General features: G+C 63.6%; 18 protein-coding genes. 8 read left to right on the top strand and 10 right to left on the bottom strand.

Features of this window, described 5'->3' with window-relative positions; genetic code table 11:
* Positions 1 to 99 precede the first annotated feature (99 nt).
* The 3 genes from AC58NV_RS11605 to AC58NV_RS11595 are packed head-to-tail and all read right to left on the bottom strand — an operon-like array spanning position 100 to position 2,754.
* Positions 100 to 1,092 carry an adenosine kinase gene (locus AC58NV_RS11605; RefSeq protein ID WP_497227272.1) on the bottom strand — a complete coding sequence of 331 codons (993 nt, stop codon included), beginning with the start codon at positions 1,090 to 1,092 and terminating at the stop codon, positions 100 to 102.
* A gap of 59 nt (positions 1,093 to 1,151) precedes the next feature.
* Positions 1,152 to 1,796, bottom strand: a complete 645-nt coding sequence (gene nth / locus AC58NV_RS11600; protein ID WP_497227271.1) for an endonuclease III — start codon at positions 1,794 to 1,796, stop codon at positions 1,152 to 1,154.
* A 43-nt stretch (positions 1,797 to 1,839) separates the two neighbouring features.
* The gene (locus tag AC58NV_RS11595) at positions 1,840 to 2,754 is read right to left on the bottom strand and encodes a serine hydrolase domain-containing protein (RefSeq protein WP_497227270.1); all 915 of its coding nucleotides are present in this window, start codon (positions 2,752 to 2,754) and stop codon (positions 1,840 to 1,842) included.
* 116 nt (positions 2,755 to 2,870) lie between these two features.
* Here AC58NV_RS11595 and AC58NV_RS11590 point away from each other — a divergent pair, with 116 nt between their 5' ends.
* The 5 genes from AC58NV_RS11590 to AC58NV_RS11570 all read left to right on the top strand — a co-directional run bounded on the left by AC58NV_RS11590 (position 2,871) and on the right by AC58NV_RS11570 (position 7,074).
* Complete coding sequence (locus AC58NV_RS11590) at positions 2,871 to 3,740, top strand: methylated-DNA--[protein]-cysteine S-methyltransferase (protein ID WP_497227269.1); 870 nt, start codon at positions 2,871 to 2,873, stop codon at positions 3,738 to 3,740.
* A 271-nt stretch (positions 3,741 to 4,011) separates the two neighbouring features.
* Positions 4,012 to 4,701, top strand: a complete 690-nt coding sequence (locus AC58NV_RS11585) for a helix-turn-helix transcriptional regulator (protein WP_497227268.1) — start codon at positions 4,012 to 4,014, stop codon at positions 4,699 to 4,701.
* A 138-nt stretch (positions 4,702 to 4,839) separates the two neighbouring features.
* Positions 4,840 to 5,499: a YiaD family glycine zipper/OmpA-like lipoprotein gene (locus tag AC58NV_RS11580; RefSeq protein ID WP_497227267.1), complete on the top strand. Its 660-nt coding sequence runs from the start codon at positions 4,840 to 4,842 to the stop codon at positions 5,497 to 5,499.
* A gap of 177 nt (positions 5,500 to 5,676) precedes the next feature.
* Positions 5,677 to 6,219, top strand: a complete 543-nt coding sequence (locus AC58NV_RS11575; RefSeq protein WP_497227266.1) for an NADPH-dependent FMN reductase — start codon at positions 5,677 to 5,679, stop codon at positions 6,217 to 6,219.
* 36 nt (positions 6,220 to 6,255) lie between these two features.
* On the top strand, positions 6,256 to 7,074 hold the full coding sequence (locus AC58NV_RS11570) for an HTD2 family dehydratase (protein WP_497227265.1): 819 nt from the start codon (positions 6,256 to 6,258) through the stop codon (positions 7,072 to 7,074).
* Positions 7,075 to 7,298: 224 nt separating this feature from the next.
* Here AC58NV_RS11570 and AC58NV_RS11565 read toward each other — a convergent pair whose 3' ends face one another.
* Positions 7,299 to 8,339: an NAD(P)/FAD-dependent oxidoreductase gene (locus AC58NV_RS11565; protein ID WP_497227264.1), complete on the bottom strand. Its 1,041-nt coding sequence runs from the start codon at positions 8,337 to 8,339 to the stop codon at positions 7,299 to 7,301.
* Positions 8,340 to 8,397: 58 nt separating this feature from the next.
* On the opposite strand from AC58NV_RS11565, the gene mnmC2 reads away from it, so the two are divergent.
* Together mnmC2 and AC58NV_RS11555 are read left to right on the top strand one after the other, a co-directional pair.
* Entirely contained in the window at positions 8,398 to 9,066 is a 669-nt protein-coding gene (gene mnmC2, locus AC58NV_RS11560; RefSeq protein ID WP_497227263.1) for a tRNA (5-methylaminomethyl-2-thiouridine)(34)-methyltransferase MnmC2, read from the top strand.
* Positions 9,063 to 9,971 carry a DMT family transporter gene (locus AC58NV_RS11555; RefSeq protein ID WP_497227262.1) on the top strand — a complete coding sequence of 303 codons (909 nt, stop codon included), beginning with the start codon at positions 9,063 to 9,065 and terminating at the stop codon, positions 9,969 to 9,971. Before mnmC2 ends, AC58NV_RS11555 begins: the two co-directional genes overlap by 4 nt.
* Here the strand turns inward: AC58NV_RS11555 and AC58NV_RS11550 are convergent.
* Complete coding sequence (locus AC58NV_RS11550; protein ID WP_497227261.1) at positions 9,945 to 11,903, bottom strand: lytic transglycosylase domain-containing protein; 1,959 nt, start codon at positions 11,901 to 11,903, stop codon at positions 9,945 to 9,947. The genes AC58NV_RS11555 and AC58NV_RS11550 overlap by 27 nt on opposite strands.
* A gap of 139 nt (positions 11,904 to 12,042) precedes the next feature.
* Between AC58NV_RS11550 and dapA the strand changes: the two genes are divergently transcribed.
* Complete coding sequence (dapA, locus tag AC58NV_RS11545; protein WP_497227260.1) at positions 12,043 to 12,915, top strand: 4-hydroxy-tetrahydrodipicolinate synthase; 873 nt, start codon at positions 12,043 to 12,045, stop codon at positions 12,913 to 12,915.
* A gap of 85 nt (positions 12,916 to 13,000) precedes the next feature.
* On the opposite strand, the gene AC58NV_RS11540 is transcribed toward dapA, so the two are convergent.
* From AC58NV_RS11540 to AC58NV_RS11520, 5 genes are all read right to left on the bottom strand, one after another.
* Positions 13,001 to 13,882: a sigma-70 family RNA polymerase sigma factor gene (locus tag AC58NV_RS11540; RefSeq protein ID WP_497227259.1), complete on the bottom strand. Its 882-nt coding sequence runs from the start codon at positions 13,880 to 13,882 to the stop codon at positions 13,001 to 13,003.
* Complete coding sequence (locus AC58NV_RS11535; protein ID WP_497227258.1) at positions 13,879 to 14,340, bottom strand: carboxymuconolactone decarboxylase family protein; 462 nt, start codon at positions 14,338 to 14,340, stop codon at positions 13,879 to 13,881. The genes AC58NV_RS11540 and AC58NV_RS11535 overlap by 4 nt, the downstream gene beginning before the upstream one ends.
* Positions 14,341 to 14,456: 116 nt before the next feature.
* A complete protein-coding gene (locus AC58NV_RS11530; RefSeq protein WP_497227257.1) occupies positions 14,457 to 15,344 on the bottom strand; it encodes a dimethyl sulfoxide reductase anchor subunit family protein in 888 nt (295 codons plus the stop codon).
* On the bottom strand, positions 15,344 to 16,108 hold the full coding sequence (locus AC58NV_RS11525; RefSeq protein ID WP_497227256.1) for a 4Fe-4S dicluster domain-containing protein: 765 nt from the start codon (positions 16,106 to 16,108) through the stop codon (positions 15,344 to 15,346). Before AC58NV_RS11525 ends, AC58NV_RS11530 begins: the two co-directional genes overlap by 1 nt.
* Entirely contained in the window at positions 16,105 to 18,927 is a 2,823-nt protein-coding gene (locus tag AC58NV_RS11520; RefSeq protein ID WP_497227255.1) for a molybdopterin oxidoreductase family protein, read from the bottom strand. The genes AC58NV_RS11525 and AC58NV_RS11520 overlap by 4 nt, the downstream gene beginning before the upstream one ends.
* Between the last annotated feature and the right edge of the window lie 13 nt (positions 18,928 to 18,940).

Genomic DNA, 18,940 nt, shown 5'->3' with positions numbered 1-18,940 from the left:
GCTGGATTGCGCGGGGCGGCAAAGCCGCTCCACGCCACTCCCAACGGGCGGAAACTCACCGTCAGGAGCGGTTCCGGCGGACGGGAGAGCGCTGCTGACTTAGACCAGCCCGGCCTCTTCCAGCAGGTGACGCACGTTTGTTTCCGGGCGCGGGCCGATATGGCGGATCACCTCGCCTGCGCAGATGCAGCCTATGCGGGCGCAGATTTCCATGCTGCGGCCGGTGGCCAGGCCGAACAGGAAGCCGGCCGCGAACTGGTCGCCGGCCCCGGTGGCGTCGACAGGAGTAATTGTTTCGACCGGAACGTCGACGCGCACGCCGTCGTTCAGCACCGTGACCCCGTCGCCGGAGCGGGTGCAGACCACCAGCGGGCAGATCGCAGCGGTCTTGGCCATGGCCTCTTCCAGGTCATCTGTCTCGAACAACGCGCGAATTTCATCCTGATTGCCGATCATGAAATCCAGCTCTTCGCCGATCAGTGTCAGGAAGTCGGCGCGGTGGCGCTCGACGCAGAACGGGTCAGAGATCGAGATGCCGACCTTGCCGCCGCCCTCGCGGCAGTCGCGGGCGGCCTCCAGAAAAGCGGTCTTGCCCTTGTCCTTGTCGAACAGGTAGCCCTCCAGGAACATGATCTGCGCGTTGCCTGCAACGTCTTGCGGCACGTCATCAGAGCTCAGCTCGGAGGAAATGCCCAAGTAGGTGTTCATCGACCGTTCGCCGTCCGGCGAGACAAAGATCATCGACCGCGAGGTGGGCAGCTCGCCATCCGCAACCGGCGGATTCACGAAACCGACGCCCTCGTTGTTCATTGCGTCCGCGTAAAACCTCCCCAAGTCGTCGTCATGGACCCGGCCGATGAAGGCGGCCTCCAGCCCAAGCGCACCAGCGCCGGCGATGGTGTTGGCGACCGAGCCGCCCGGTGTCATTACCCGGTTTCCCATCGCCGCATAGAGATCCTCGCAGCGGTCGCGCTCAATCAGTTGCATGATGCCTTTTTCGATGCCCTGTTCGGCCAGAAAGCTGTCCTCGCATTGCGCGATCACATCAACGACGGCGTTGCCGATACCGACGAGCTGGTAGGTTTTGGTCATGGTCCCTCCTCGGGAAATCCGAAGCGATTTCAGTTTTGCCGACTATGCCGGCCCAAAGTTTACAGGTTCTTGTCTTCGAACATGCAGAGGTCGCGGATCAGGCAGCTGCCGCACATCGGCTTGCGCGCCTTGCAGTGGTAGCGCCCGTGCAGGATCAGCCAGTGATGGGCGTGCTGTTGGAAATCCGCAGGGATGTTGTCCTCGATCGCGCGCTCAACCGCGTCCACGTCCTTGCCCGGTGCGATGCCTGAGCGGTTGCCGACGCGGAAGATGTGAGTGTCCACTGCCTGTGCGGGTTGTTTCCACCACATGTTCAGCACCACGTTGGCGGTTTTGCGGCCGACGCCGGGCAGCGATTGCAGCGCAGCGCGGGAATTCGGGACCTCGCCGCCGTAGTCCTCCACCAGGATCCTGGACAGCTTGATCACGTTCTTGGCCTTGTTGCGGTAGAGGCCGATGGTCTTGATATGCTCGATCAGGCGTTCCTCGCCCAAGTCCAGCATCTTCTGCGGGGTGTCGGCGATCTTGAACAGTTCACGGGTCGCCTTGTTGACACCGGCATCGGTTGCCTGCGCCGACAGCGCGACCGCCACCACCAGCGTGTAGGCATTGACATGTTCCAGCTCGCCCTTGGGTTCGGGCTCAGCTGCCTGGAACCGCGTGAAGATTTCGCGGAGCGTATGATAATCGAGTTGCTTTGCCATCGCGCGCCATATGTACAGAGCGGACCTTAAAGCGCAATTTAATTTATATTTGAGAACCCGGTAAACCGGCGTTTTCCGAAGGAGACCCAACGGCCTCCAGCGCTGCCCGGACAGCAGCGAACTCGGCGGGCGTTTCATTGCCGCCGTGAACGAAGGCTGCCGCAATGGGCTGCCCCGGCAGATCCGGGAACCGGGCAACCAGATTGGCGCAGAACGGGCCGCAGCCGGTGTGGCCGATAAGCCGGCCCGCACCCTCTGCCGTTCCGTTCATTATTCCAAGCCCGTATCCGGTTTCCTTCCAAACCCGACCCGGTATCGGGCCTGCCTGCATCTGCTGGTGCAGCAAGGAAGCGCGGGCCGCGTGGGTGAGAATGGATCCGGTCAGAAGCCCATGCAGAAGGCGGGCGGCATCAGCGGCGGTTCCCATCAGGCAGCCGTGATAGACCCAGCCGGGGTGATACCCCTTTGCATCCCAATGCAAGGCGTTGAAATCTTCGGGCGTTTCTGCCAGCCGCGCGCTCAGGCCAAGCGGTTGCAGGATATCCCGCCGCAGGATTTGTCCAAGCCCGCAGCCATGCAGCTTTTCCAGTTCAAGCCTAAGCAGCAGGAAGCCAATGTTGGAATAAAGCCAGCCCTGGCCGGGTGGATAGGCAAGTTCCTTGGCTTTCGCTTCGGCCAGCATCCGGCTGGGAGGCCAGGGCGGTATGCCCTGGGCAACAGCAGTTTTGTAGGCAGGCAAAGGGCCGTAGTCCCGCAATCCCGCACGGTGTTGCAGCAATTGCCGTGTGGTGAAAGGCCAGTCCGGCAGCCTGGCATCAAGATCCAGCAATCCCTTTTCAGCGGCCCGCAAGACAAGCGCAGCAATGACCGGCTTGGTAAAGCTCCACCAGGGAAAGATGGCCTTGGAGGCATCATCCCGCAAGAGATTTCCCGCGTGGTCCAGCACTGCTATGATCATGGCCTGGCCTCCGTTTCCCAAGCTATTGCGCGCCAAAAAGGATTTCGCAAGTTCCGGGTCGATTGGCCGGCCGCTGCGCGCTAGCTTGGCGATCAAGACATTCGAAGGACAAGACGATGAATATCGAAGCGCGGGAAAATTCTTATCACTACGGCGTCATGCGGCGGGCGATTGAGCTGATCGACGATGGCGGCGAGGATCTGACGCTGGAGCAACTGGCGGCCCGTATGGACATGAGCCCGGCGCATTTCCAGCGGCTGTTCTCGGCGTGGGTCGGGGTGTCGCCGAAGCGATACCAGCAGTATCTGCGGCTGGGCCATGCCAAAGCGTTGCTGCGCGAACGGTTCACCACGCTGGAGGCTTCGCATGCGGTGGGACTGTCCGGTTCCGGCCGGCTGCACGACCTGTTTCTTCGGTGGGAGGCGATGAGCCCCGGAGAATATGCCCGCAGGGGGGATGGCCTGCGGATTTTCTGGGGCTGGTTCGACAGCCCGTTTGGACTGGCCTTGGTGATGGGGACGGAGAAAGGCATATGCGGGCTTGGCTTTGCTGCCGAAACCGGTGCCGAGGCCGCCATGGAAGACATGCGTTCACGCTGGCCGCAAGCGGAATTCATTGAGGACGCCGAAGCGCTCCGTCCCCTGGCAGAGGCGGCTTTTGCCCAGAAGGGCGAAACCGCGCTGCACATGATCGGCGCCCCGCTGCAGATTAAGGTTTGGGAGGCGCTGCTGCGCATCCCTTCGGGCCATGTCACAACATATTCCGAACTGGCCCAGGCGATCGGCGTGCCCAAGGCCGTGCGGGCGGTAGGCACAGCGGTCGGGCGCAACCCGGTCAGCTGGCTGATCCCCTGCCACCGTGCTCTGCGCAAGTCCGGCGCCCTGGGCGGTTACCACTGGGGGCTGCCGGTCAAACGCGCGATGCTTGCCTATGAGGCCGCGCGGGACGAGGACCACGCGATGCATGAAGTGCGCGCCGCCGGCTGAACAGGCGCTGCAGCAGGCCGGGGCGGGCGGGCTTGGCCGCCTGTTGCGCGTCGTGCCGCCTGCGCGCTTCCTCGCGCTCGACTTCATGCGGGGCCAGGGGGCGTCGCTGGCCTTCCCAGCGGTCCAGCCCCAGGGTGATCAGCACAAACCAGTCATAACTCAGCATCTGTGTTCTCCTTATTTGCGGAGATCATAAAAACAGAGCACTGCTGACAGGCTGTTGTCAGTGGCATGTGCTAGGGTGTCAGCAGACTGTCACTGGAGCCTGCTCATGCCCCGCACCGGCCGCTTGTTTGAAATCATCCAGATCCTGCGATCAGCTTCCGCTCCGGTGCGGGCAGAGGATCTCGCGAATAAACTCGAAGTTTCCAAACGCACCATCTACCGGGACATCGCTGCATTGCAGGCGATGCGTACGCCGGTGGAGGGTGAGGCCGGGATCGGCTACATGCTGCGGAAGGGTTACGACCTGCCGCCGCTGAATTTCGACGAGGAGGAGCTGGAAGCGCTGCATGTAGGCCTGGCGATGCTGATGCGCACCGGTGACGGCGCTTTGCAGAAGGCTGCGGAGCGGGTGAGCCACAAGATCAAAGATGTACATGCCACTGCCGACTGGCTGCAGGTTGCCCCTTGGGGGGCGCCGCTGGATGATCCGGAGCAGGGCTGCGTGTCCAAGGCGCTGTTGCGCCAGGCAGTGAGGGAAAGCCGGAAACTGCATCTGACCTACTTCAGTCCTGAGCGCGGCGAAAGCTGCCGCACTTTGCGGCCGCTGGCTCTGATATATCACATCGAGTGTACCATGCTGGCTGCCTGGTGCGAGCTGCGCGGCGGGTTCCGCCATTTCCGTACCGACAGGATGCTGGCAGCGGATCTGTTGGAGACGGATTTTGCAGCCGAGGCCGGGGCCTTGCGAAAGCTGTGGATGGAACAGGAAGGCTGGGACTTTGCTTTTGCCCCCTAAGCCCCCCTGTTTTGAGTGGATTTTGCGCGGTATTCCGCCGAAACGGAAAACTCTTGCCTTGAGAACGCGGTGCGGCATCCCGATATTCGAGCGGACTGCCGGGCGCCGCCCGGAGCTTAGAAAGCAGAAGGCAATTTTATGATGCAGATGAAACTCACCACGGCTAGTATTGTCGCCGCAACCCTGGCTCTTGGCGCCTGTACCGATCCTGCAACCATCGGCACACCGGGCAGCAATACGCAAAAGGGCGCGGTTCTGGGCGGCATCATCGGTGCGGGTGTTGGCGCAATCGCAAATGACTCGGACCGTGGCCTGGGTGCCGTGACCGGCGCGCTGGTCGGTGCGACTGCAGGCAGTGTGATCGGCAACCAGCTGGATGCCCAGGAGCGCGAGCTGCGCCAGAACCTGTCAAATGACGATATCACCATCGTCAACACCGGCGACCGGCTGATCCTGTCCTTCCCGAACGACCTGACCTTTGCCACCGACAGCGCTGCAGTGTCGCCGGCGGTGCAGGGCGATCTGCGCCGGGTGGCGAACAGCCTGGTGCGCTACCCCAACAGCACGATCCAGGTGATCGGCCATACCGACAGTGACGGTGATGCGGGTTACAATCAGGGTCTGTCAGAGCGCCGCGCCAATGCCGTAGCCAGCGAAATCGCAGCCGGCGGTGTGCCTTACCACCGCATGCGCATTATTGGCCGCGGCGAAGAGCAGCCGGTAGCCTCCAACCTGACGCCGGAGGGCAAGGCCCGCAATCGCCGCGTCGAGGTAGTGGTGATTCCGCAGGCGGCCTGATCCGATACCTGACGGCAGAATGTGCAGCCCGTCCCTCAAGGGGGCGGGCTGTTTCCATTACGGTTGCAGCAGCTTTACGCAACGCTGCACATGGACTGCGCGGGCAAGGCTGTTTCATGCTGGGTGCAGCCTCCTACATGATGGGTGCAAAACCGACGCGAACCGAAGGAACTTCCCATGGCTGACCCTGTCCTGCTGACAATCTCTGGCTCGCTGCGCCGTGAGGCGACCAACCGCAAGCTTCTGGCCGAGGCGGCCCGGGTGTTCGGGCCCGCGTCGGTGGTTGAGGCGGATCTGAACCTGCCGCTTTACGATGGTGATGTCGAGGCGGCAGAGGGCATTCCGCCTGCTGTCCAGGCGCTGGCGGATCAGATTGCGGCAGCGGATGCTATCGCGATCTCCACCCCGGAATACAACAAGGGGCCGTCGGGGGTGCTGAAGAACGCGTTTGATTGGGTGAGCCGCACCGAAGGGAGCCCCTGGGCGGACAAGCCTGTGGCAGTGATGTCAGCAGCGGCTGGCCGCGCCGGAGGGGAACGGGCGCAGATGATCCTTCGGGGTTTCCTGGTGCCGTTCCAGCCGCGGCTGATCACCGGGCCGGAGGTGCATCTGGCTGGCTCCAGCAAGGAGTTCGGCGAACGCGGACGGCTGACCAGTGACCATTATGAGGCCACTCTGTCAAAGCTGATGCAGAAACTGCGCGCCGAAATCGGCCGCTGAACTTGCCTAGCGGCGTGACGCGGCTAAGGTGGCGGCATGACCAGCGACACCGCCGCCCCCGCACAGCATCTGACAGACATGATGGACCCGGCCAGGGCGGCTGCCTTTCAGGCGGCGCTGGGGCGGGTTCCGGACATTGAGGCGGGCAGCGTGCTGCCGCCGTTTTTTCACCAGCTCTACTTCTGGACCCCGCTGCCGCCGGAGGGGCTGGGCCGCGACGGCCACCCCAGGGTGGGCGGTGCCGGGTTGATCCCGGATATGGGCCTGCCGCGCCGGATGTGGGCCGGCGGGCGGCTGCGGTTCGAGGCGCCTTTGCGGGCCGGGATTGCTGCAGAGAAGTCTTCGGTGCTGGAAAAAGCAGAGCGGAAGACCGGCAGGACCGGACCCTTGGGGCTGGTGACGCTGCGCCATGAGATCCGCCAGGAGGGGAGGCTCTGCCTCACCGAATGGCATGACCTGGTCTACCGCGAAGACCCGGACCCCGCCGCACCGAAACCGGTGCCGCCGGTGGCGCGGACCGATGAGACGGAAGCGCGGGAGGAGTCGTTCAGCTCGACCCTGCTGTTCCGCTACTCGGCGCTGACCTTCAACGGGCACCGGATCCATTATGACCTGGACTACGCGCGCGATGTTGAGGGGTACGAAGGGCTGGTGGTGCACGGCCCCTTGCTGGCACAGCATCTGATGCTGCTGGCGGAGGAGCTTGTGGGGCCGCTGGCCGAGTTTTCTTTCCGGGCGTCCTCGCCGCTGATGCATTTCGAGAGCGCTACTCTGTGCCGCAAGGGCCAGGACCTGTGGGTGCGCGGGCCGGACGGGCGCCAGTGCATGAGTGCAGCGGCGGTTCCCAAAAGCTGAAACGAGGGGCACCCGCGCCGCAAGCTGCCCTGAGAGGGCAGATTAGGGGCTTGGGCGTGGCGCCGCTGCGCGGCGCGGCGGCTGAAAAGCGCTTGAAGAGCAGGTTTGCCCTTCAAAGCACGTATTCGATTGCAAGGCGCACTTTGACGCCTCAAGTGAGTACCGCGCGTGCCGCGCGGCGGCTGCGCCGTCGTTGACCCGCCAAAGGGCGGAAGAGGGGCGGGTCAGAGGTTGTCCTCCACGTGGAAGCCTTGCGGGATGGTATCGTTGTCTTCGAGAAGCAGGTCCGCCATCACATGGGCCGCTTTGGGAGCCATGCCAAAGCCGATCTTGAAGCCGCCATTTGCGATGTAGTGGCCGTCGCGGCCGGGCCATGCGCCCAGCATCGGGGCGCGGGACTTGGCGCGGGGCCGTACGCCGGCCCAGCGTTCGATCACCTCAGCCCCGTGCAGCACCGGCACCGCGGCGCGGGCGCGCTCGATCACATCGTCAAGCTGAGCGTCGGTGGCCTTGCCGTCGTCGAACTCGCGCTCGGAGGTGGAGCCGATGGCGAGGGTGCCGTCTGCGTGCGGGATGATGTGCAGGCCGTCGGCGTAAAGCTGCGGCACCTCGCCCTCGTGAAAGCGCAGGAGCGCAGCCTGACCCTTGACGCCGCCGCCTACGGACTTGCCGAAAGCTTCGTTCAGCTCCAGCAGACCCGCGTAACCCTTGGCGTGGACCACCTTGCCCTGATCGGCCGCCTCCGGCTGCACCTCGACCCCCATCACAGCGAGGGCGGAAACCAGCGCCGCGCAGGCCTGGCGGGGATGCATACGGGCGCTGAGGGTGTCGTGGATGACATAGCCGGTGGTGCTGGGTGGCACCCAGGGACCCAAGGAAGCAGCTTCGCAGACGCGCCATTCGGCCTCGCCCTTCCAGAACTCGCGGGCGGTTTGCTCGCGCAGGCGGGCGAGCTGCAGAGTGCGCTCGTCGTTAATTGGCTGCAGCCGTCCGGTGCGGCCGTAACCGGGGGAGACGCCGCCAGTTGTCTCGACATCCTCCCAGAAGCTTTCGGCCATTAGCAGGCTTTCGAGCTGGAACTGCTTCTTGGCGTTCCAGTTCTCCGGCACATGCGGGGCCAGGGCGCCGACCAGGCCGCCGCTGGAGCCTGCACCTGCGCCGAACGGGTCGACCACCTGCACATTTGCACCGTACCGGGCGCAGAGCCAAGCGATCGAGAGGCCGAAAATACCCGCCCCGCGCACCGTTACATCTGCCATTGCCATTTGGTATTCCTTTCGCCAGTGTCGCGCCGTTCCGGGCAACCACTTAGGGGATTATAGCATGGCAGACCAGCAGGCCCGCCTCAGCTGGCGTGATGGCACCGTTCCGGTGTCGGATCAGTTCGACGATCCCTATTTCTCGATCCAGGACGGACTGGCGGAAACGGAGCATGTATTCCTGGCGGGCAACGGCCTGCCGGACCGGTTTGCGCCGGGGTTCCGGATTGCCGAGCTGGGCTTTGGCACTGGTCTGAACATGCTGGCAGCCTGGCGCGCTTGGGAGGCGGCGGGGCAGGAGGGGGCCTTGCGGTTCACCAGTTTCGAGGCTTTTCCGATGGCGCCCGCCGACATGGCCAAGGCTCTGGAAGCTTTTCCGGCCGTTGCCCCTTGGGCGGAGCGGTTTCTGGCCAAGTGGCAGGGCACCGGGGCTTGCGACCTGGGCAGTCTGCAACTGGAGGTGATCCAGGGCGACGCGCGGATGTCGCTGCCTGAGTGGACAGGGCAGGCGGATGCCTGGTTTCTGGACGGGTTTTCGCCGGCCAAGAATCCCGAACTGTGGGAGGAGGCCCTGATGGCCCAGGTGGCCGCGCACACAGCGCCGGGCGGAACGGCTGCGACCTATACCGCGGCGGGGTTCGTGCGCCGCGGGCTGGAGGCGGCAGGATTCGAAGTGACCCGCATTCCCGGCTACGGGCGCAAGCGGCATATGACAAAGGCGGTACTGCGATGAGCATGGTTCCACAGGCCAAGAGCCTGCCCCAGCCCCGGGTGCAGCAGAACAACGTGCCGTTAGGCATCCTGCTGATGATCGGCGCGACCATCGTCTTTGCGCTGCAGGACGGTATCTCGCGCCATCTGGCGGGCACCTACAACACCTACATGGTCGTGATGGTGCGCTACTGGTTCTTTGCGGCCTTTGTGATGTACCTGGCGGCGCGGGCGCCGGGCGGGATAAAGGAGGCCGCGCGCACCGATCAGCTGTGGCTGCAGATCTTCCGCGGTGTGCTGCTGGTCGGGGAGATCTGCGTGGCAGTTTATGGTTTCACTGTGCTGGGCCTGATCGAGAGCCAGGCGGTGTTTATCTGTTATCCGCTGCTGGTGGCGGCGCTGAGCGGCCCGGTGCTGGGCGAAAGCGTCGGCTGGCGGCGTTGGGCGGCGATTGGCGTCGGCCTGATCGGTGTGCTGATTATCCTGCAGCCGGGTATGGGCGTGTTCAATCCGGCGGCAGTGATCCCGTTCATCTCGGCGCTGATGTTTGCCGTCTACGGGCTGGTGACGCGCTACGCCGCGCGCAAGGATAGCACCGCCACCAGCTTCTTCTGGACCGGGGTTGCCGGTATGGTCTTCATGACCGCCATCGGCATCTGGTTCTGGGAGCCGATGAGCCAGCGGGACTGGTTCTGGATGGCCCTTTTGTGCGTCTCGGGCGTGACCGGCCACTGGTTGCTGATCAAATGTTACGAGATGGCCGAGGCCAGCGCGGTGCAGCCCTTTGCCTATTTCCACCTGATCTGGGCGGCGATGCTGGGCATGGCGGTGTTCAGCGAGGTGATCCGCACCAACGTCGCCATCGGTGCGGGCATCATCATCGCGGCAGGATTGTTCACACTATGGCGCGAACGCGTGAAGCGTTGAGCCCATCAGCTCCTTTGAGAACGGGACCGGCAGCGGCGCCTTCCCAAGCCGGGCGCGGTAAACCGGCAGGCTTTCGGTCACGCGCATTACGTAGTTGCGAGTCTCGTTAAACGGAATGTGCTCGATCCAATCGACGATGTCTGGACTGCCATCCCGCGGGTCGCCATAGCGTTCCATCCAGGATGCAGGGCGGTGCGGGCCGGCGTTGTAGCCTGCCGCCATCATTACCACGTTGCCGCGGAACTTGCCGGCCAGGCCAGCCAGGTAATTGGCGCCCAGCTTGGCGTTGTAGTCCCACTCCGCCGTCAGGCGGGAGGTGTTGTGGTTCGCCAGGATCCCCAGTTCTGTTGCCACCAGCTTAGCTGTTGCCGGCATTACCTGCATCAACCCGCGCGCACCTGCGTGGCTGATGACTGCAGGATCAAACTCGCTTTCGCGCCGGGCAATGGCCAGGGTCATCTCCTCGGCCATCGGCAGCTGGTGCTTGGCAACCGCGTGCAGCGGGTAGTAGGCGCCTTCCAGCTCCACCCCTCCGCGGGCTGCGCGTTTGGCGATCATCACTGCCAGATGCGGCTGGTCCAATTCCACCGCCATTTTCCCGAGCTGGCGCGCCTGCACCGGCGGCAGGGTTTCCACCAGATGGGTGAGGAAACGCTCCGCCAGCGCCAGATCGCCGGCTTCCAGCAGCATTAGCCCTGCCTCCGTCACAGAGGACTCCATGAAGGCCGCTTCGCGCCAGTCCGGCAGAGGGGCGGGTTTTACCAGTGCCGGATCAAAGGGGCGCCCCAGTTTTTCGGCGGCCAGCAGCCCATAAAAGGAGGTCTGGTATTCCGCACCCTTGGCGTAGGCCTCGTGCGCCTTGTCTGCCTCGCCCATCGCGGCATAAGCCCGGCCCAGCCAGTAACCGCCGCGGCCGATCGAGATCGGGGTTTCGACCGAGGCCAGGAAACGCTGGAAATGCACTACGGCCAGTTCCGGATCGCGCAGTTTCTGCAGCGCGATGTACCCTGCCAGCCATTCGCAGTCGGAGTAGCCGTAGCCGTCCTCGGGAGAGGAGAAGTGATAGGCCGCCAGCTGGTAAGCGCGCTCATGATCGCCGTCGCGCATCACTTGGCGGGCCAGATCGAGGCGGCGGCGCAGCCATCTTCCGGGCTCGCCCAGTTTGTCGGCGCTGGTACTGCGGTCCATCATCATCTCGATGGCACTGTCCTGCAGCCTCTTGCGGTCGCGCCAGGCAAACCGGTCATAGGCAAGGCCGGCGGAGTCCTTCAGCCGGTCCGGAACCGCCTCGATGCGCGCATCCACCCCCGGCGCGCGCTCCTTCAGGGCGATACGCGCTTCGGCCAGCCTGCGCTCGCCTTCGGGCACCAGCGGCAGCATCCGCTTGGAACTGACCAGGTGGTCCTCCCACAACAGCCGGTCCAGCCGGGCGGTGTGGTGCGGTTTCAGGAGTTTGGCGAAATCGCGCGTGTAGGCGTCCTGAATGGCGCTGCCCATTGCCATGGTGCGCCAGGCCCAAACGATCTCTGCTTCGCCATCGCCGCGCCGTCCGTCAGCAATCAGCGCTTTGCCCAGGCTCAACGCGCCTTCGGCCGTTTGCGGACGGTCTTTGCCGTAAAAGGCGAGAATTGTCTCGCGTCCGGTTGCGGCAATGGCGTCCTCGTTCTGGCGGCGCAGATAGCCCAGCCCTGGCCAGTCCGGGCGCCGCTGCAGAAAGGCCATCACATCACCGGCAGAGCCCAGTCCGGCCCGCAAACGGTGCCATTCAATGATATCGCGCGCCACGCTTTGCTGCTTGCCCGCCTCGCGAGCGGCATCGTCCCACTTTTCGGCCCGCATCAGTTCCAGCGCCTTGCCCAGATCACGGGCGTGGGCGGGCATCCCGGGCAGAGCCGCCGCAATCAGCAGAATAAGGGCCAGGATGCGTGTCATCTCTTGCATTTTCCAACGGTCCGGGGATAGAGGCTTGAACGTTACTCATTGGCGTGCCGGTATCAACTCAAATCACCGGCATTCCGTATCTTGACGGCGGCGGATTGCCGCCTGCACCTGCAGCGAAGGGAGCGTGCCCATGTTCAAAGGCTCTATGCCAGCACTCGTTACCCCGTTTTCGAACGGCGAGCTGGATCTGGATGCGCTCAAACGTCTGGTGGAATGGCAGATTGCCGAAGGCTCGACCGGTCTGGTGCCGGTCGGCACCACCGGTGAAAGCCCGACCCTGACCCACGAAGAACATGAACTGGTCATCGCGGAAACGGTCAAAGCAGCAGCCGGCCGGGTGCCGGTTATCGCGGGCGCAGGCTCCAACAACACCGTCGAGATGATTCGATTCGTCGAGTTTGCTAAGAAAGTCGGGGCCGATGCGGCGCTGGTTGTGACCCCCTATTACAACAAGCCGACCCAGCGCGGCATGGTGCAGCACTTCCAGGCTGCTCATGACTGCGCCGAGATCCCGATCATCATCTACAACATTCCCGGCCGTTCGGTTGTCGACATGACACCTGAGACCATGGGCGAGCTGGCCAAGCTGCCAAGTATTATCGGGGTGAAGGACGCCACCGGCGATCTGGCCCGGGTCAGCCAGCAGCGCGCATCCTGCGGCAAGGATTTCTTGCAGCTGTCCGGAGAGGATGCAACCGCGCTGGGCTTCAACGCGCACGGCGGTGTCGGCTGCATCTCTGTGACCGCCAACGTCGCACCGAGGCTTTGCGCCGAGTTCCAGGCCGCGACCCTGGCAGGTGATTACGCCAAGGCGCTGGAGTATCAGGATAGGCTGATGCCGCTGCATGAAGCGATCTTCATCGAGCCCGGCCTTGCAGGCGCAAAATACGGCCTGTCGAAGCTCGGCATGTGCAGTGAAGAGGTACGCTCTCCGCTGACCACACTCGAAGACAGCTCCAAGGCAGCGATTGACGCAGCTATGCTCCACGCAGGCCTGCTGTAATCGATACCCGCAGCATCAAAACGGCGAGGGCGGCTCCAATGCGGAGTCGCCCTTGTCGTGTCGTGCAGGCATAAAGTGCGCCAGCTTACTTCAGCGCCTCTGCCAGATGCCGGGTCTTGTCGGGATTGCGTGTGACGTAGATCCGCGTGATCCGGCCATCTGCCATCTCCAGCGACGTTGCCTGCAGGATCCCGTCCTCGGCCAGGTTTAAAATTGCTGGCAGGCCGTTCAGGCGGCAAAACCGCCACCGGGTTGGAATGGTGTTGCCGAATTTGCGGGCTACACCTTCCAGAAGCCGCAGGACCTTTTGCCGACCGTAGATCGGGTTGAGCGCCGCCATTGCTTTGCCGCCGCCGTCCGAAATCAGTTGCACATCCTGCGCCAGAAGCTGCGTCAGCGCAGCGGTGTCGCCGGTTCTGGAAGCGCGGAAGAAGGCTTCGGTCAGGTCCCGGCACCGATCCGGGTCGGCAGGGGGCTGGGGCCGCAGCTTTTGCACTTTGCGCCGCGCCCGGGCAGCCAGCTGGCGGCAAGCCGCGGGTGAACGGTTCAGAGCTGCGGAAATGTCGTCGTAAGAACTGTCGAAAATGTCATGCAGCAAGAAGGCGGCACGCTCCAGCGGCGACAGGGTTTCCAGAGCCAGCAGCAGGGCGACCGAGACGTCGTGGTCCAACTGCCCGGTTGCGTCTTCGGTCAAAAGCGGCTCCGGCAGCCATTCGCCAGGGTAGGTTTCGCGCCGGACGCGGGCGGACTTCAGCTGGTCCAGGCACAGCCGGGTGGTGATCCGCATCAGATAACCTGTTGGGTCTTGTACCTCCGACCGCGGGGCCGCCTGCCAGCGCAGGAACGCATCTTGCAGGATGTCCTCGGCGTCGCTGACGGTGCCCAGCATGCGGTAGGCGGCCGCAAATAATCGCGGCCGCGCTGTCAGGAACGCGTCGGTTCCGTCACTGTGCTGCTGAGCTGTCACGCGGCATTGGCCTCCTCAGCGGCAGGATGCGGGGTGCGGAAACCGATTGCAATGCGGTTCCAGGCGTTAATGGCGCTGATCAGAAGTGTCAGCATCACCTGTTCGCGCGGGGAGAACAGCCGGGTGACTGCCTCATAGTCCGCATCCGGTGCACCGGTTGTTTCCACCCGCGTCAGCGCCTCGGTCCAGGCCAGCGCCGCGCGCTCCCGGTTTGAGTACAGCGAGGACTCGCGCCAGGCGTTCAGCAGCTGCATCCGGTCCTCGCTTTCGCCATGAGAGCGCAGGTCGTGGCTGTGCATATGGATGCAGAATGCGCAGCCGTTGATCTGGGAGGCACGCAGTTTCACCAGCTCCACCAGACTGTGCTCCAAGGTACTGTCCTTGAACAGCTTTTCCTGCTCCAGCATAGGCTGAAACAGCTCAGGGGCGATGGCAAAGTAGTCGAGGCGTTGGGTCATTTTCTGTTCCTTTGTGATGGCTTCAGGAACAGGACGAGACAGCCAGGCCGTCTGTGACATGGCCGGCAACAAAACCAAAAAAAATTGGGGCGCCGCTTTGGGCGCCCCGGGAAATGTCAGCGTTTGCCGTAGTAGAGGCCAACGACATGTTCGGCCTGTGCAAAGAACAGCCAGCGCGAGGTGGCAACGCCAGCAAGGTGCGACAGCACCGCGAGAGCGGCAAACACATGCTTGATCACGAAGCCCTGAACAGGGGTCAGGATCAACAGCAGCGGCAGGGCAAAACCAAGGATGAAGGCAATCATCCGCAGCTTCTGCGCGTGCTTGCGGCCGACCACATGCACGAACTCGCGCAGCAGGTAGTTGGAGCCGGTGTGGGGTGGCTCGAACGCGCGCACTGCACCGCGATCGCCAAGGCCGGTGGCTGTGCCCAGGTTGGTGCCGGAAGTCTCCAACGCCTTGTCACCCTTGGCCCAATAGGCCAGCTGCACCGCGCCGGCGATGGCCAGCAGCCAGGGCGCCACAGACTCGGCACCGGCCAACAGTGCTCCGCCTGCAAGGCTGAAGGAGAGGAATATCGCCGGTGTCAGTTCCATGTTCCAGCGCGGGATGGTCTTCAGTTGGGTGTAGATCATCGAGGTGGTAAAGACAGTGGCGAGGCTGAGCGCGGCGCCAATCCAGCCCAGCAAGGTCCACTGGCTGTCCATGAACACTGCGCCAAGCGCGTAGAGCCCCATCACGATTAGAGCACCGACGGCACAGACGCCCTCTCGGCTGAGCCAGCTTGTCTTCCACTGGGTGAAGGCGCGCCAGGCGCGCTCCGGGTGGCCGAGGTGAAAGGTAGAGGCCAGAAGGCCGCCGCAGGCAAGGCCAAAGGCGATGGCATAGAACACGAAAGCCACGGTGCCGGTCACAGCGGGCTGACCGAGGCCGAGGAAGAACAAGAGGCCAAAGCCAAGCCCCGACAGGGTGGTGAATATGATCACGGATGGTGCGGGATGCATCAGTTCGCTCCTCCCGGAAGTTTGTCGAGGGCCTTGTCCAGCCAGCCCATGAAGCCCTGCGGCTCCTCAGCGACCGGCGCCAGCAGCGGCGCGAGGATGTCGATTTTCTCTTCGATCGTGTCCTTGGGCCGGGGCGGCAGATACTTGTTCACCGGTTTGGTGCCCATTTCCGGCATCAGATCCATACCGCCGCGCTCTGCCACCAGCTTGGAGACATCGCTGCCGGGATCGCCCAGATCGCCGAAATGGCGCGCACCGGCAGGGCAGGTCCGCACGCAGGAGGGGATGCGGTCCACTTCCGGCAGGTTCTCGTTGTAGATCCGGTCAACGCAGAGGGTGCATTTCTTCATCACGCCCTCGGCCAGATCCAGTTCCCGCGCGCCGTATGGGCAGGACCAGGCGCAGAGGCCGCAGCCGATGCAGTGGTCCTCGTTCACCAGCACGATGCCGTCCTCGGCCCGCTTGTAACTGGCGCCGGTGGGGCAGACGGTGACACAGGGTGCGTCCTCGCAGTGCAGGCAGGACTTGGGGAAATGGATCAGCTGCGCTTGGCCATCCGCGGGCTGCACCTCGTAGGAGTGCACGCGGTTCAGGAAGGTGCCCGATGGGTCGCTGCCATAGGGGTTCTGGTCTGACAGGGGCGCGCCGTAGTTTTCCGTGTTCCAGCCCTTGCAGGAGATCACGCAGGCATGGCAGCCGACGCAGGTGTCCAGGTCGATGACCAGGCCCATCTTGCGGTCTGTGGAGTTGGGGAGCTCGGTCATTTGCCTACTTTCCACTTCAGTTCTTTCGGGCCGGTGCCAACCGGGGATTCCTGCGCCGGGAAAGCTGGCTGGCTTTCCTGCAGATCTTCCGGCGGTGCGGCCTTTTCAATTCTGACTTTCAAGTCGAACCAGGCCGCCTGGCCGGTGATCGGATCCGAGTTGGCCCACCGCATACCGTCGCCCTTGGCAGGCAGCAGCTCGTGGATCAGGTGGTTGAGCAGGAAACCCTTGGTGGCCTCCGGCGCATCCTCTTCCAGCGCCCAGGCGCCCTTGCGCTTGCCAATAGCGTTCCAAGTCCAGACGGTGTTGTCATTGAGCGCCGCCATTTCCATCACCGGCACGGTAATTTCCCCGTGCGGTGAGGTGACCTTGGCCCAGTCGCCGTCCTGCAGCCCATGCTCGCGCATCAGCTTCGTTGGCACATACAGGGGGTTGCGTCCGTGCAGCTGCCGCAGCCAGGCGTTCTGGGTCCCCCAGGAGTGGTACATCGCCATCGGACGCTGGGTCAGCGCGTTGACGGTGAAACCCTCGTTGCCCTGCTGGTCGGTCTCGTACCAGATCGGCAGCGGGTCCATCACGTCCTTGACGCGTTGGCGCAAATGCTCCGGCGGCTGGCGCTCGCCGTGGCCTTCGGCGGCCAGCTGGAACTTTCGCATGGGCTCCACATATAGCTGGAACAAGTAGGGCTGCGGGCTGTCGTAGATGCCCATGCCAACCGCCCAGTCCTGATAGGCCGTGTTCCAGGGTTTGTAATAGTCCGCGCCGTCCGGGATGTGGGCGACGTAGAAGCCGCCGTTTTCGATGTATTTATTCAGCTGATCCGGGTTCACCTCACCCCGGCCTTCTTTGTCGCCGTTCTCGCCGCGGAAGCCTGCCAGCGGGCCAATGCCCGGCTTGCGCTCGTGATTGACGATGTAGTCGGCGTAGTTCTTCCACTTGGGTGTCCGGTCCTCATTGGTGAAGTTCGGCAGCTTCATCCGGTTGGCGAGTTGGATCAGGACGGTCTGAAAACCGCGCACGTTGCGGTCCGGCTCAATCACCGGCCAGCGGATCGCATCTGCCGCTGCATCTGCCTCGCAGATCGGACGGTCTAGCAGCGAGATGCAGTCGTGGCGCTCCAGATAGGTGGTGTCGGGCAGGATCAGGTCGGCAAAGGCCACCATCTCCGAGGAATAGGCATCTGAGTAGATGATATGCGGGATCTTGTAGTCGCCGTTCTCATCCTTGTCGGTCAGCATCTCCATCACACCCTTGGTGTTCATGGAGGAGTTCCAAGACATGTTGGCCATATACATGAACAGCGTGTCGATCTTGTAGGGATCGCCTGCATGGGCGTTGGAAATCACCATATGCATGAGGCCATGCGCCGACATCGGGTTTTCCCAGGTGAAGGCCTTGTCGATGCGTGCCGGGCTGCCGTCCTCCTTCAGCGCCAGATGCTCGGGGCCGCGCACAAAGCCCAGGTGCGGGCCGTCCAGCGGGGTGTCGGGTGTGGACTTGCAGTGCGGGGTCGGGTGCGCCTCGACCGGCTTGGGGTAGGGCGGTTTGAAACGGAAGCCGCCGGGCACCTCGACGGTGCCCAGCAGGATCTGCAGCACATGCAGCGCGCGGCAGGTCTGGAAGCCGTTGGCATGGGCCGACACGCCGCGCATCGAGTGCATGGCAACCGGGCGGCCGGTCATCTTGGTGTGCTTCTCGCCGCGGAAGTCGGTCCACTCGTGATCGAGCTCGAACGCCTCGTCAAAGGCGACGCGGGCCAGCTCGCCGGCGATGGCGCGGATGCGCTTGGCCGGGATGCCGCACTTGTCTGCAACCGCTTCCGGCGCGTATTCATCCGCCAGATAGCGCTCGGCCATCAGGTGGAAGACCGGGCGGTGGGTAATGCCGTCCCTTTCATAAACGGCAGACAGGTCCGGGCGCACGCCGGGCTGGTCGAACGGGGTCAGCTTGCCGGTGTTGCGGTCGATGACCAGCATCTTGCCGTCATCATCGCGCATCAGCAGGCCCTTTTCGGGCCCTTCCGAGGCATTTACCAGCACCGGCGCGTTGGTGAAGCGGCTGAGATAGTCGAGGTCGATCTTGCCGGCCTTCATCAGCACGTGGATCATCGATAGAATGAACAACCCGTCGGTGCCAGGGGTGATGCCGACCCAGTCATCCGCAACCGCATTGTAGCCGGAGCGGATCGGGTTCACACCGATAACCCGCGCGCCGCGCTTTTTGATTTTACCGATGCCCATCTTGATCGGGTTGGAGTCATGGTCCTCCGCCACGCCGAACAGCATGAACAGCTTGGTGTGGTCCCAGTCGGGCTGGCCGAACTCCCAAAACGCGCCGCCCATGGTGTAGATGCCTGCGGTCGCCATGTTGACCGAGCAGAAGCCGCCATGCGCGGCATAGTTCGGAGTGCCGAAGCTTTGCGCCCAAAAGCTGGTGAAGCTTTGACTTTGGTCACGGCCGGTGAAGAAGGCCAGCTGCTCCGGTGCCTCGTGGCGGATCGGCTCCATCCAGCCTACCGCAATTGCCAGCGCCTCGTCCCAGGTGATTTCCTTGAACTGACCCGACCCACGCGGCCCGGTACGCATCATAGGCGCTTTCAGCCGCGAGGGGGCGTTGACCTGCATGATCCCGGCTGACCCCTTGGCGCAGAGCACGCCCTTGTTCACCGGATGGTCGCGGTTGCCCTCGATATAGGCGACTTTGCCGTCCTTCATGTGAACATTGATGCCGCAGCGGCAGGCGCACATGTAGCAAGTGGTTTTCCGCACCTCGTCGGATACGGGGGGTGAAGTCTCCACCCGGGGTTGCTGGAATGTCATCTGGCCTCCCTTC

This window comes from Leisingera sp. ANG49 (assembly GCF_059694505.1).
This window is presented reverse-complemented; position numbering and strand designations above follow the sequence as displayed.

Coding starts and splice junctions, on each gene's coding strand:
- AC58NV_RS11605 (WP_497227272.1), bottom strand. CDS start 1,092: ATGACCAAAACCTACCAGCTCGTCGGTATCGGCAACGCCGTCGTTGAT.
- AC58NV_RS11535 (WP_497227258.1), bottom strand. CDS start 14,340: ATGACCCAACGCCTCGACTACTTTGCCATCGCCCCTGAGCTGTTTCAG.
- AC58NV_RS11525 (WP_497227256.1), bottom strand. CDS start 16,108: ATGACCGAGCTCCCCAACTCCACAGACCGCAAGATGGGCCTGGTCATC.
- AC58NV_RS11585 (WP_497227268.1), top strand. CDS start 4,012: ATGCCCCGCACCGGCCGCTTGTTTGAAATCATCCAGATCCTGCGATCA.
- dapA (WP_497227260.1), top strand. CDS start 12,043: ATGTTCAAAGGCTCTATGCCAGCACTCGTTACCCCGTTTTCGAACGGC.
- AC58NV_RS11520 (WP_497227255.1), bottom strand. CDS start 18,927: ATGACATTCCAGCAACCCCGGGTGGAGACTTCACCCCCCGTATCCGAC.
- AC58NV_RS11550 (WP_497227261.1), bottom strand. CDS start 11,903: ATGACACGCATCCTGGCCCTTATTCTGCTGATTGCGGCGGCTCTGCCC.
- AC58NV_RS11565 (WP_497227264.1), bottom strand. CDS start 8,339: ATGGCAATGGCAGATGTAACGGTGCGCGGGGCGGGTATTTTCGGCCTC.
- AC58NV_RS11590 (WP_497227269.1), top strand. CDS start 2,871: ATGAATATCGAAGCGCGGGAAAATTCTTATCACTACGGCGTCATGCGG.
- AC58NV_RS11580 (WP_497227267.1), top strand. CDS start 4,840: ATGATGCAGATGAAACTCACCACGGCTAGTATTGTCGCCGCAACCCTG.
- AC58NV_RS11595 (WP_497227270.1), bottom strand. CDS start 2,754: ATGATCATAGCAGTGCTGGACCACGCGGGAAATCTCTTGCGGGATGAT.
- AC58NV_RS11555 (WP_497227262.1), top strand. CDS start 9,063: ATGAGCATGGTTCCACAGGCCAAGAGCCTGCCCCAGCCCCGGGTGCAG.
- mnmC2 (WP_497227263.1), top strand. CDS start 8,398: ATGGCAGACCAGCAGGCCCGCCTCAGCTGGCGTGATGGCACCGTTCCG.
- AC58NV_RS11570 (WP_497227265.1), top strand. CDS start 6,256: ATGACCAGCGACACCGCCGCCCCCGCACAGCATCTGACAGACATGATG.
- nth (WP_497227271.1), bottom strand. CDS start 1,796: ATGGCAAAGCAACTCGATTATCATACGCTCCGCGAAATCTTCACGCGG.
- AC58NV_RS11530 (WP_497227257.1), bottom strand. CDS start 15,344: ATGCATCCCGCACCATCCGTGATCATATTCACCACCCTGTCGGGGCTT.
- AC58NV_RS11575 (WP_497227266.1), top strand. CDS start 5,677: ATGGCTGACCCTGTCCTGCTGACAATCTCTGGCTCGCTGCGCCGTGAG.